The organism is Aquimarina addita, assembly GCF_039539305.1.
Classification (GTDB): Bacteria; Bacteroidota; Bacteroidia; order Flavobacteriales; family Flavobacteriaceae; genus Aquimarina; species Aquimarina addita.
The window spans coordinates 102,202-115,331 of record NZ_BAABCW010000010.1 but is presented as its reverse complement, the minus strand read 5'-3'; the positions used below and the strand labels follow the sequence as shown (position 1 = coordinate 115,331).

Below are 13,130 nucleotides of genomic sequence, written 5' to 3'. Positions count from 1 at the left end.
TTATATTAACAAAGTAACATACCACATATAATTTTTCATGAAAATACTTCACACTAGCTTAGAATGTTATCCTTTTGCAAAAGTTGGCGGTCTTGGGGATGTAGTGGGTTCGCTACCAAAATACCTAAATAATATAGAATGTACTACAGAAGTTATTATTCCATTATACGATAATGATAAGATTAAAGCGCAGAAATTAGAAACTATATATACTGGTGATGTTACATTGGGAGAAACATCCTTTGATTTTTCTATTAAAAAATCAAAATTTACCGCGTTAGGGTTTCATATATATTTTGTTGATATACCCCTTTTATTATTTAGACCTGGTGTTTATGCATATCCGGATGATACAGAGAGATTTGTTTCATTTCAATTAGCTATTCTGGATTGGTTAGTGAGTCTCGAGGCTAAACCTGATGTTGTTCATTGTCACGATCATCATACCGGATTAATTCCATTTATGGTTTTACACGTAGAAAAATATAAAAGTTTATATCATATCCCTACAGTATTGACGATACATAATGCCCAATATCAAGGCGGTTTCTCTTATGATAAACTTAATTATATTCCTCCTTTTAATTTTGATCACGCAGGACTTCTTGATTGGGATCATCATATAAACCCATTAGCTACTGCTATTAAATGTGCTACGATGGTGAATACGGTTTCTCCTAGTTATATGGAAGAATTACAAGAGCAGGCTAATGGACTTGAGGGGTTATTATCACATGAAAAAGCAAAATGTATTGGTATTCTAAATGGTATTGATGATAGTACATGGGATCCGGAAACAGACCCTATGATCATTAAAAATTATAGTATTTCTACATTAACATCTGGTAGAAAAGCTAATAAAAAATGGTTATGCGAAGAATTTGACTTAGATATAAACAAACCGTTGTTTGGATTTATAGGGAGATTGGTATATGAAAAAGGTGCTGATTTATTACCAGATATTATTTCTGAAGCTTTATCTAATTCTGATATTAATATATTGATTTTGGGATCAGGTAATGCCGATGTAGAAATTGATCTTATTGCATTAAAACAAAAGTTTTCAGGCAGATATAATACTTTTATAGGCTATGATGAAAGGCTCTCTCATATTGTATATGCTGGAGCAGATTTTTTATTAATGCCATCCCGTGTAGAACCTTGTGGGTTAAATCAGATGTTTTCATTACGTTATGGTTTGATTCCAATTGTACGCAGTATAGGTGGGCTTAAGGATACTGTGGTGGATATAGGTGACAATGGATTTGGTATTTGTCATAGAAATGCAAGTGTAGAAGATGTATGTTATTCTATCAATAGAGGGATCGAATTGTATTCAGATCAAAAAAAATACAGAGAAATACAGAAAAAAAGCATGAAAATTGATAATTCCTGGAATAATGCTGCAAAACAATATAAAGAGTTATACAAATCACTAAAACATCTAAAATGATTAACAAACAAGTACTTTCAATTATTCTGGGGGGTGGACAGGGAACCAGATTATCTCCATTAACGGATCGTCGATCTAAGCCTGCTGTATCCATAGCAGGAAAATATCGATTAGTGGACATCCCTATTTCTAATTGTATCCATTGTGATATTAAAAGAATGTTTGTACTTACTCAATTCAATTCTGCTTCATTAAACAGACATATTAAAGATACTTATCAATTTAGTTCGTTTAGCAATGCATTTGTAGATGTTTTGGCAGCAGAGCAAACACCAGAGAATAAAACTTGGTTTCAGGGAACAGCTGATGCTGTGCGGCAGTCGATGCATCATTTATTGAATCACGAGTTTGAATATGCTATGATTCTTTCGGGAGATCAATTATATCGAATGGATTTTAATAAAATGCTGGAGGAACATATAGAAAAAAAAGCGGATATTTCTGTAGCAACAATACCAGTTTCAGCAAAAGATGCCAGCGCATTTGGTATTCTTAAAATGGATGATGAAGGATATATTTCTACATTTACAGAAAAACCATCTCTAGACAAATTACCTGGTTGGGAGTCAGAGGTAAGTACAGAGATGAAAGCTGAAGGAAGAGAGTATCTTGCCTCCATGGGGATTTATATCTTTAATAAACAATTGCTTACAGATTTAATGGCGAATACAGATATGATTGATTTTGGAAAAGAAATTATTCCGCAATCTATAGGTGTTCATAAAGTTTCTGCATATCAATATGAAGGATATTGGACAGATATCGGAACAATCCCATCATTTTTTGAAGCTAATATTGGACTTACAGAAGATCTTCCTAAATTTGATCTCTTTGATACGTCTAATAATGTATTAACTCGCCCTAGAATATTACCTCCGTCTAAGATTTCTGGTACTATTCTTAATCAATCGATGATTGCAGATGGTTGTATTATTGCAGCAAAAGAGATAAAAGATTCTGTAATAGGAATCCGTTCTAGGATAGGTAGAGATAGTGTCATCGAAAAAACATATATGATTGGTAATAATGGGTATCAAACATTAGAAGAAATTGATGATGACAGGAATAATGGGAAACCAATTCTAGGTGTTGGTGAGCGATGTCATATTAGCCATACAATACTGGATAAAGATTGTAGAATTGGTAATGATGTCATTCTTCAAGGAGGAGATCATTTAGAAGATGTAAGTAAAGAAACCTATGTAATCCAGGGGGGGATCATTGTGATAAGAAGAAGAGCTATTATTCCTGATGGTTTTGTTATTAAATAATAAAGCTTATTAAACAAAATTCTTAATCAAATTAATTTTAATCCCAACTTATAGCTAATTACAATGAGTAAAGTACTAGTACATAGTTTATTTTCTGATTTTGATATCAACTTATTCAAAGCAGGAAAACATTACAGGCTATATGAAAAATTTGGCTCACATATTATTACAGTTGATGGAGTAGAAGGTACATATTTTGCCGTATGGGCACCTTCTGCCAAGTCCGTTTCTGTGGTTGGTGATTTTAATTTTTGGAATGATCAGGAACATCAATTGAATGTGAGATGGGATGCCTCCGGAGTATGGGAAGGTTTTATACCAAATATAGGAAAAGGAAGCATTTATAAATATAAGATTCACGCTACTAATAGTGGTATCCAAACTGAAAAGGCAGACCCTTATGCGAGAAGATGTGAACATCCACCTAAAACCGCTTCTATCGTTTGGGACAATGATTATGATTGGAATGATAGTACGTGGATGAAAAAGCGAAAACAAAATAATGCTATTGATGCACCATATTCCGTTTATGAAGTTCATCTGGGTTCCTGGAAAAAGAAAATAGAAGAGAATCGCTCTTTATCATACACAGAACTGGCAGAAGAATTAGTCTCTTATGTTAAAAAAATGGAATTCACGCATGTAGAGCTGATGCCTATTATGGAATATCCTTACGATCCATCGTGGGGATATCAGATTACGGGTTATTTTGCACCTACGGCGCGTTTTGGGTATCCCGAGGAGTTTAAATTATTAGTAGATACATTACATCAAAATGATATCGGAATTATTTTGGATTGGGTGCCTTCACATTTTCCTGATGATGCTCATGGATTGGGCTTTTTTGATGGATCTTGTTTATATGAACATCCGGATAAAAGAAAGGGATATCATCCTGACTGGAAAAGCTTGATCTTTAACTATGATCGTAATGAAGTGAGAAGTTTTCTGATTAGTAATGCTATTTTTTGGTTGGATCAATATCATGCGGATGGATTGAGAGTAGATGCAGTTGCTTCTATGTTATTTTTGGACTATTCCAGGGATGAGGGTGCATGGGAGCCTAATATCTATGGAGGTAGAGAAAATCTGGATGCTATTGAATTTATGAAAGCTCTCAATATAGAAGTGTATCAAAGTTTTCCCGATGTGCAGGTTATAGCAGAAGAATCTACTTCATTTCCGATGGTATCAAAACCAGTATTTACCGGAGGCTTAGGATTTGGTATGAAATGGATGATGGGATGGATGCATGATACCTTACAATATTTTGCAAAAGAACCCATCTATAGAAAACATCATCAGAATGACCTAACCTTTAGTATGACATATGCGTTTACCGAAAACTTTATGCTTCCTTTATCTCACGATGAAGTAGTATATGGTAAAAAAAGTATTATCGGTAGAATGCCTGGGGATGAATGGCAGAAATTTGCAAATCTACGATTGCTGTATAGTTATATGTTCACGCATCCGGGAACAAAGCTGTTATTTATGGGTGCCGAGTTTGGACAACATAATGAATGGGATTTTCAAAAAAGCCTGGATTGGCATTTACTGGCATATGACTATCACACGGGAGTTAAAAATACAATTACTGATCTTAATAAATTATATAAGAAATATCCGGCTTTATATGATAAACAATTCGATAGAGACGGTTTCCAGTGGATAAGCTATGATGATCACGAAAATTCAATAATTGCTTATATCAGAAAAGGAAATGAAGAAAAAGATATCCTTATAATAATTTGCAATTTTACGCCAGTTCCCAGAACGGATTATAAAATAGGACTGCCACAAGATGGAAAATTAGTATTAGTATTTAATAGTGATGATAAGAAATATGGAGGAAGTGGTATTTATAATTCAAAGGAAATTAAAATCACGAAGGACAACTGGCATTATCGAGAGTATGCAGCAGAAATAAATATTCCTCCTTTATCCGCAATGGTATTTAAAATTAAAAAATAAATAGTGCTAAAAGAAAATTGTACAGTGAATTTTTACGAATTTTTAAGGTATAAAAATTTAAGCAACATCTATTACTATTAAACATTTGTTAATGAGGTATGGTCTCAAACGTTTTCGTAATTTTTATTAGCAAATACTAATAAAAACAGTTTTAAAATTGAACTAGATGTTGTTCTTTTACTAATAGGTTATGTAGAATTTTCAGGGCTGTGAAAGAAGGGTTTTACTTTTAGAATCATATAGATTAGATCTATATAATTCTAAGAATAATCATTTTTCATATACATAAAATCACATAAGTTATAATCAAAAATTGACTAACTATGATTACTAACACAGAATTAGAAATAAAAGGAAACTTATTTCCGGGAAAGATCATTTCTTTTTCCCAAAATGTTGATAAAATTAATTTTACAACCGAAAATGGTGTGATTCTTCAGGTCACAATTTTAAGAGGAAGTGTAATTCGTTTTAGATATGCGACTGATAACAATTTTGAAAATGATTTTTCATATGCTATTAGTGAAACAGGGGTAAGAGGATATAGTGTACTCGAAGTAGAAGATCATAATGAAGAATATGTGATCATTACAAAAAAATTAAAAATACATATTGCTAAAGCTAATATCAATGTGGTGATCAAAGATACAGCGGATAACGTTATCTGTAAAGATGATTGGGGTTTTCATTGGGAGCAAAGTTATGAGTATGGTGGCAATATTGTTAAAATGAGTAAAAATGCTCCTCAAGGGGAGTGTTACTATGGATTAGGAGACAAACCAATGCACCTTAATCTAAAAGGAAAGCGTATAGAGAATTGGGCTACAGATCAATACGCATTTGGTAAAGATCAGGATCCTTTGTATAAAAGTGTTCCTTTTTATATAGGTATGCATGAAGAAAGAGCATATGGAATCTTTTTTGATAATACCTTCAGAACATTTTTTGATTTTTGTCATGAAAGACGCAATGTAACCAGTTTCTGGGCACAAGGAGGAGAAATGAATTATTATTTTTTCTATGGACCAGATATGCAAGGAGTAGTTACGCGATATACAGATTTAACGGGGAAACCAGAATTGCCACCTTTATGGGCACTAGGGTATCATCAATGTAAATGGAGTTATTATCCTGAGAGTAAGGTAAAGGAGGTGGCTAACAAGTTTAGAGAATTACAAATCCCTTGTGACGCTATCTATCTTGATATTGATTATATGGAAGGATTTCGTTGTTTTACTTGGAACAAAGAATACTTTCCGGATCCTAAGCGGATGGTGGCAGAGCTGGCAGAAGATGGTTTTAAAACGATTGTAATCATTGATCCCGGAATAAAAATTGATCAGGAATATGGTGTTTTTAAAGAGGCATTGGATAATGATTATTTCTGCAAGCGGGCAGATGGACCTTATATGAGGGGAAAAGTATGGCCGGGAGAATGTTTTTTTCCAGATTTCACTAATCCAGAAGTGAGAGAATGGTGGGCAGGCTTATTTAAAGAATTGATTGATGAGATAGGAGTAAAAGGCGTTTGGAATGACATGAATGAACCAGCGGTTATGGAAGTTCCTGGTAAGACTTTTCCTAATGATGTACGTCATGATTATGATGGTAATCCGTGTAGTCATAGAAAAGCACATAATATTTATGGTACGCAGATGGCAAGAGCCACCTACGAAGGTATTAAACAATTTGGATATCCTAAAAGACCTTTTGTGATCACAAGATCGGCATACTCAGGAGCACAGCGATATACATCTTCCTGGACAGGCGATAATATAGCTACCTGGGAACATCTATGGATTGCAAATATTCAGGCACAACGTATGAGTATGAGTGGTATGTCTTTTACAGGCAGTGATATAGGTGGATTTGCAGAGCAACCTACAGGAGAATTATATGCGCGCTGGATACAATTGGGAGTTTTTCACCCATTTTGTCGTACGCATTCTTCTGGGGATCATGGGGATCAGGAACCGTGGACCTTTGGCAAAGAGGTTATAGATGTTACCAGAAAATTTGTAGAATTAAGGTATCAATTGCTGCCTTATCTGTATACTATGTTTTGGGACTATGTAGAACAAGGAATCCCAATGTTAAAGTCATTGGTATTATATGATCAAGAAGACATACAGACACATTATAGAACAGATGAGTTTATTTTTGGGAATCAGATTTTGGTCTGCCCTGTACAAGAACCTAATTCTAAAGGTAGAAGAATGTACATACCTCGCGGTAACTGGTTTAACTACTGGACACGTGAATATGTAAATGGTGGAGGAGAGCAATGGGTAGATGCAGATTTAGATAGTATTCCTATGTTTATTAAAGAGGGGGCTATAATTCCTAAATATCCTATACAGCAATATGTTGGAGAGAAAAAAATAGATCAACTCACATTAGAAGTGTATTATAAACTAGGAGATAAAGAGGTATCCAAGGTTTATGAAGATGCAGAAGATGGATATGATTATTCTAAGGGTAGGTATTCTTTGCGAACTTTTACTTTTACCGGTAAAGAGCAAGAGATCATTATACAACAACACAAAAATGGAACTTTTATTACAGACTATGAAACAATGGAGATTGAGCTTATAGGGATTCCATTTGTAATTAAACAAATTGAGATTGATAATGTTACTGTAGTATTAAAGGATGTCCATTTTGATCCTAAAAAAAATACAATAGTAGTACCTAAAGGATTTACTGAATTACATATAGAAGCGTAAAATCAGGATAGTAATATTAATTTTATATGTGGATAAGCCTGGCAAGTTTTATAAACTTATCAGGCTTATACTTATTAGATGAGTAAGATGTTTTCCGTATGAAAATTTATATTTTATATATTTCACATAGTAAGGATCTTTATTTTTATGAGTTAGTAAAAAAATCATATGAAATAATGTTAACGAAGATTTTTGTTTAATTTTGGTAAATATTAATATTACTATAAATTCTTATGAAAACAAATAAATATATAGCAACTTTAGGATCATTTCTACTATTGATCTCCTGTGCTACAAATCCTTTTACGGGTAAGAAAACACTTGCATTAGTGTCAAATGATGAAATATTACCCATGGCTTTCCAGCAATACAATCAATTTCTTGGAGAAAATAAGGTAGTAAATGGAACTTCGGATGCGAAAATGATTACAAACGTAGGACAAAAAATAGCATCGGCAGCAGAGAAATGGTTAAATGCGAATGGATATCAAGGATATTTAAATGATTATAAGTGGGAGTATAATCTGGTTGATGATCCTACAGTCAATGCGTGGTGTATGCCAGGTGGAAAAATAGTTTTTTACACAGGTATCTTACCAATAGCTCAAGGAGAAACTGGTGTTGCGGCTATTATGGGGCATGAGGTGGCTCATGCACTGGCTAATCACGGACAGCAAAGAATGAGTGCTTCACAAATACAACAAGTAGCCGGAACAGCAACCACTGTTGCTATACAAGGAAAAAGTGAATCTACACAACAAATTATAGGGACAGCCTTTGGATTAGGTAGTCAAGTAGGAGTGATGCTACCGTTTAGCCGCAGTCACGAAACAGAAGCAGATAAAATAGGTTTACAACTTATGGCTATAGCGGGCTATAATCCAGATGAGGCAGCACAGCTTTGGGTACGTATGAAAGCCAATAGCGGTGGGTCATCTACACCTGAGTTTATGAGTACACACCCATCTAATGATACCCGTATCGCTAATTTAAAAGCGTGGGCACCATCTGCTAAGGTAGAGGCAAGAAAATTTGGAGTAACTAGTTTTAAATAATTGTAAAGATAGATTTCTTACAAAGATTATACTTAATTTAGAAGCCGTTCTACATATTAGAACGGCTTTTTTTGTTAGTCAAACTTTTTATAAAAAATTATTAAATGCAACAATTACCTAAGGGAGACAAAAAACTACTAAATGCGTGGGCTTTTTATGACTGGGCAAACTCGGTGTATAATCTTACTATTTCTTCAGCTATATTCCCAATATTTTGGGGGGTATTAACAATTGTGAGAGATGATGATGGCAAGATTTTAAGTGACACTGTCCATTTCATGGGTATTGATTTTAACAATGACTCCTTAATAAGTTACGTTACTGCTTGTGCTTTTATCGTTGTTTCGGTATTAAGCCCTTTATTATCAGGGATAGCTGACTATGTAGGAAATAAGAAAAATTTTTTAAAATTCTTTTGCTATTTGGGAGCTATATCCTGCATAGGATTATATTGGTTTTCGTTGGATAATCTTTGGTTTAGTTTATTGTGCTATTTTCTTGGACTAATAGGCTTTTGGTGTAGTTTAGTCTTTTATAATTCATACTTACCAGACATAGCATTTCCAGCACAGCAAGATGCTATTAGTGCCAAAGGATATTCATTAGGTTACATTGGTAGTGTAATTTTGCTGATTATAAATTTAGTAATGATTCTAAAATTTGAATGGTTTGGCTTTAAAAGTGCTGACATGCCAACCAGATTATCTTTTATTATGGTAGGAGTATGGTGGATAGGATTTAGTCAATATACCTATTATTATCTGCCCAAAGGAAATAAAAAAGACAACTTGACTAAAGCTGTAATATTTAATGGTTTTAAAGAATTAAAGCTAATCTGGTCTTCTATGCAACATAATGTAAGGCTCAAAAGATATCTCTATGCTTTTTTTGTTTACAGTATGGCCGTTCAAACCATTATGCTTATCGCAACTTATTTTGGAATCGAAGAATTGGATTGGGGGGATCAGGATGCTAAAACTGGCTTGATAATAAGTATATTATTAATACAACTAGTAGCCGTGTTAGGAGCTTTCTTAACCTCAAAAGCTTCTAATAAATACGGGAATATAAAAACTCTTATAGTCATTAATAGTATTTGGATTTGTATTTGCATTTTTGCATATACTGTTACAACTCCATACGAATTTTATGGAACCGCCGCAGTAGTTGGACTAGTAATGGGAGGGATTCAATCATTATCCAGATCTACTTATTCTAAATTGTTACCAGAGAACGCTGTAGATACCGCTTCATATTTTAGTTTTTATGATGTGTCAGAAAAAATAGGAATTGTTATTGGCATGTTCTCATATGGTATTATTGCTCAATTAACAGGAAGTGTAAGATATGCGATTTTATTTTTTATTCTATTTTTTGTAGTTGGAGTTCTATTACTTTTTAAAATACCCAAAGATGTAAAATAGAAGTTTATCCTTTTCATTTTGTATACGAAGTAAAGATCAAAGCATTTGAGGACATAGATCAATAGGATATAATTTATTTTTGTAAGGATATTAATCTATAGTCTTATTATATATTTTTAAAAAGGAACGTGTAAATTCCTTTATATTTTAATTAACGATTTAAAAAAGAATATTGGCTTTCTTAAATCGTTATTAAGTAATACTATTGCAAACCAAAAAAACTAACTATGAAAAAAATTATGTTGATACTAACAGCAATCCTGTTAGTATCTTGTTCTTCAAGTCAAAAAACAATAATAGCCGCAAAAAAAACGCTCAAAGGAGAATGGTTACTTAATGATATTTCTTATGATCGTGTAGGAACTTTTGATGTAATACTGTATAATGACGCTTCTGCTGATTGTCTAACCGGTGGAGTTTGGAAATTTATACCTAATAATAATACTGGAATGTATACTGTCAATGATAGTCAATGCGTATCCACGGGTGCAAGAAATTTTAGATTTACCATTCCAGAAGCAGGTCAGGATGGTTTGTATAGCTTTTTATTTAAGCCAATTGATGAAAAGAAAAAGAGTACCAATAATAATAAAGGATATAGAATGACCTTAAAACATCTGGATGACACTTCTATGATTTGGACACAAACAGTAAGCTTAGAAGGAAGTCCTTTTATGATTACTATGAATTTTAATAAATTACAATAATAAAATATATAAAAATGAATAAGTTAAATATTAGAATAGTAGCTACGTTATTAATGGTTATGCTAATTTTTAGTAGCTGTGATGCCATACAAAATGCCAATAATACACAAAAAGGTGCAGTGATCGGTACAACATCGGGTGCTATATTAGGCGGTGTTTTGGGAAATAATATAGGAAATAAGAAAAACTCTGCTTTAGGCGCTGTTATAGGTGGTGTAGTAGGAGGAGTTGCTGGTGGTGTTATAGGAAAGCAAATGGATAAACAAGCTCAAAAAATTGAAGAAGAAATTCCTGGAGCAGAGGTAACACGTGTAGGAGAAGGAATTGATATTGTTTTTGATGAGACAAGTGGTGTTTATTTTGAAACAAATAAACATGATATAAATGCTAAATCCAGAGAAAACCTCAATAAACTGGTAGGTATTTTTAAAGAGTATCCAGATACTAATATAGTAGTAGAAGGGCATACAGATAGTTCTGGTGATGATGCTTATAATCTGGAACTATCTAGAAAAAGAGCTAATTCGGTAACTAGTTTTTTAACTTCGCAGGGAATTAGCAGTAGCCGTTTAACTACATATTACCATGGTGAAACTTTACCTAAATATGATAATTCAACTTCTGAAGGAAGAGCTAAAAACAGAAGAGTAGAATTAGGCGTTGTCGCTAATGAAAAAATGATAGAAGACGCGCAACAAGGTCAATAGTAAAAGTATTTTTAATTGCATTCTTGCAATATAATATATAGAAAGTCTATTATATAAAACATCTCCTAAGCATTTTATGAATGCATAGGAGATGTTTTGGTTTAAAGACTTAATGATTACAAAACTTATGGTTACGGATACACAAAAAATAGTAACGAATATAGGTCAATGAACTTCATTTCTTTTTTCTTAGATGTAGGAGAGTATTTTTTAATATATTTTTACACCATTAAGAAGGTACTATAAAGTACCCCCTGAAAACAGCCATGTCAATTACACTGTTTATGACGTTTTTTTTGTCACTTAACTATAATATATTTGACATCTGATAATGTGATGTTTTACATCCGAAAGAAAATAAAACATGGGAAAAAACACATTCATATAGTAACATTTTGCCATCTTATGACACTTATGTATAATGGGACACCTAAGGAGATAGCTTATATAAACGGTCTTAATAGTTTCATTATATATGATATTGTATTTAGGATTTAAGTTACATATCTTTGTCTTAGTAATATTTTAACACAGTTTTAAATTATCAAGTTAAATAAAAACCGCTGATAGTAATTCATATTCATTCATCATAAAACTTAAACTCTTGAAAAAAATCGCACTTCTATTCGTATGCACCCTATTTTTGTCTTGTGGGGCATCTAATAAAATGACCAGAACCGTAGCAACTAAAATTAATGGAGAATGGACTTTAGAAACAGTTGATTACGAAACAGAAAAAGAAGGAACTTATAATTTTACCATTTTTAATTCAATTTCTCCTAAATGTCTTGAAAACACCAATTGGAAATTTATTTCTAATAATAATACAGGAGAATATGTTTTGTTAAATCCTTCTTGTACGAATATAGGAATTCAAAATTTTATCTGGACGATACCGAAAGAGATGTATGGTTATGATTATAGCATCATGATCAAGCAGGTAAATGATAAAATGAAAAGTACTACTAATAATAAGGGCTATAGAATGCAAGTATCAGAATTATCTGATGAAATGATGATGTGGACTTACGAAGTGAAAGTAAACGGTCAGAAATTTGTGATAAAACTTAATTTTATAAAAAACGACTAACTAATTATCAATAAAAAAACACAAAAAATCAAGAAAACATGGGGTATACTACAATTTTAAGAATAAAGAAAAATGCCGTATTACTACTACTTTTTATAACATTCATTGGGTGTGATACATTAAAAAAGGCAGAATTAGGTGCTATTGTGGGAGGTGTAGCGGGTGCTGCAGCAGGTGCAGTTATAGGAAATAATGTAGGTGATGGTAATAGTGAGCTAGGAGCAATGATTGGTGGAGCTGTGGGTGCAACTGCAGGAGCAATGATTGGTAATAGAATGGATCAGCAAGCTAAAAAAATCGAAGAAGAAATACCAAGTGTAGAGGTTGAAGTAGTAGAAGAAGAAATCTATATGGTTTTTGATCAGAGTAATGGAGTGTTTTTTGACAGTGGAAAGTCTGTTCTAAATGATACTACAAAAGAAACGATGAGAAAATTGTCTAACGTTTTAATTGAATATCCAACGACTAAAATTTTAATTGCCGGACATACAGATAGTCAGGGCAAGGAAGAATCTAATCTTAAGTTATCAAAAGAACGTGCAGAATCTGTAAGAGATTATTTAATTGGACAAGGAGTAGAAGAAGGAAGGTTCACTGTTGAATATTATGGAGAATCAAATCCAAAAGCTACTAACGATACTCCTGAAGGTAGAGAAAAGAACCGACGAGTAGAGGTGAAGATATCTCCTAATGCTGTTAAAGTACAATCAGATGATAATTAAT

Annotated in this window: 10 protein-coding genes; all 10 read left to right on the top strand. The window is 33.0% G+C overall.

Going from position 1 to position 13,130, the window contains the following annotated elements:
- Positions 1-37 precede the first annotated feature (37 nt).
- The 10 genes from ABD816_RS13160 (at position 38) to ABD816_RS13115 (ending at position 13,129) form a co-directional block, all read left to right on the top strand.
- The gene (locus ABD816_RS13160) at positions 38-1,453 is read left to right on the top strand and encodes a glycogen synthase (protein WP_344928049.1); all 1,416 of its coding nucleotides are present in this window, start codon (positions 38-40) and stop codon (positions 1,451-1,453) included.
- Positions 1,450-2,724 (top strand): glucose-1-phosphate adenylyltransferase, encoded by a 1,275-nt coding sequence (locus ABD816_RS13155; protein ID WP_344928047.1) that lies wholly within the window; start codon positions 1,450-1,452, stop codon positions 2,722-2,724. The genes ABD816_RS13160 and ABD816_RS13155 overlap by 4 nt, the downstream gene beginning before the upstream one ends.
- Positions 2,725-2,787: 63 nt before the next feature.
- Positions 2,788-4,698 (top strand): 1,4-alpha-glucan branching protein GlgB, encoded by a 1,911-nt coding sequence (gene glgB / locus ABD816_RS13150; RefSeq protein ID WP_344928045.1) that lies wholly within the window; start codon positions 2,788-2,790, stop codon positions 4,696-4,698.
- Positions 4,699-5,021: 323 nt separating this feature from the next.
- Positions 5,022-7,424 carry a glycoside hydrolase family 31 protein gene (locus tag ABD816_RS13145; protein ID WP_344928043.1) on the top strand — a complete coding sequence of 801 codons (2,403 nt, stop codon included), beginning with the start codon at positions 5,022-5,024 and terminating at the stop codon, positions 7,422-7,424.
- Positions 7,425-7,657: 233 nt separating this feature from the next.
- Positions 7,658-8,479 (top strand): M48 family metallopeptidase, encoded by an 822-nt coding sequence (locus tag ABD816_RS13140; RefSeq protein WP_344928041.1) that lies wholly within the window; start codon positions 7,658-7,660, stop codon positions 8,477-8,479.
- A 104-nt stretch (positions 8,480-8,583) separates the two neighbouring features.
- On the top strand, positions 8,584-9,903 hold the full coding sequence (locus ABD816_RS13135) for an MFS transporter (RefSeq protein ID WP_344928039.1): 1,320 nt from the start codon (positions 8,584-8,586) through the stop codon (positions 9,901-9,903).
- 227 nt (positions 9,904-10,130) lie between these two features.
- Positions 10,131-10,610 (top strand): lipocalin, encoded by a 480-nt coding sequence (locus tag ABD816_RS13130; RefSeq protein WP_344928037.1) that lies wholly within the window; start codon positions 10,131-10,133, stop codon positions 10,608-10,610.
- A 14-nt stretch (positions 10,611-10,624) separates the two neighbouring features.
- Positions 10,625-11,317 carry a YiaD family glycine zipper/OmpA-like lipoprotein gene (locus ABD816_RS13125; protein ID WP_344928035.1) on the top strand — a complete coding sequence of 231 codons (693 nt, stop codon included), beginning with the start codon at positions 10,625-10,627 and terminating at the stop codon, positions 11,315-11,317.
- Between the two features lie 604 nt (positions 11,318-11,921).
- Entirely contained in the window at positions 11,922-12,407 is a 486-nt protein-coding gene (locus ABD816_RS13120) for a lipocalin (protein ID WP_344928033.1), read from the top strand.
- Positions 12,408-12,445: 38 nt separating this feature from the next.
- Positions 12,446-13,129 (top strand): YiaD family glycine zipper/OmpA-like lipoprotein, encoded by a 684-nt coding sequence (locus tag ABD816_RS13115; protein WP_344928031.1) that lies wholly within the window; start codon positions 12,446-12,448, stop codon positions 13,127-13,129.
- Position 13,130: the final 1 nt, after the last annotated feature.

Coding starts and splice junctions, on each gene's coding strand:
- ABD816_RS13140 (WP_344928041.1), top strand. CDS start 7,658: ATGAAAACAAATAAATATATAGCAACTTTAGGATCATTTCTACTATTG.
- ABD816_RS13145 (WP_344928043.1), top strand. CDS start 5,022: ATGATTACTAACACAGAATTAGAAATAAAAGGAAACTTATTTCCGGGA.
- ABD816_RS13160 (WP_344928049.1), top strand. CDS start 38: ATGAAAATACTTCACACTAGCTTAGAATGTTATCCTTTTGCAAAAGTT.
- ABD816_RS13130 (WP_344928037.1), top strand. CDS start 10,131: ATGAAAAAAATTATGTTGATACTAACAGCAATCCTGTTAGTATCTTGT.
- ABD816_RS13155 (WP_344928047.1), top strand. CDS start 1,450: ATGATTAACAAACAAGTACTTTCAATTATTCTGGGGGGTGGACAGGGA.
- ABD816_RS13115 (WP_344928031.1), top strand. CDS start 12,446: ATGGGGTATACTACAATTTTAAGAATAAAGAAAAATGCCGTATTACTA.
- ABD816_RS13135 (WP_344928039.1), top strand. CDS start 8,584: ATGCAACAATTACCTAAGGGAGACAAAAAACTACTAAATGCGTGGGCT.
- ABD816_RS13125 (WP_344928035.1), top strand. CDS start 10,625: ATGAATAAGTTAAATATTAGAATAGTAGCTACGTTATTAATGGTTATG.
- glgB (WP_344928045.1), top strand. CDS start 2,788: ATGAGTAAAGTACTAGTACATAGTTTATTTTCTGATTTTGATATCAAC.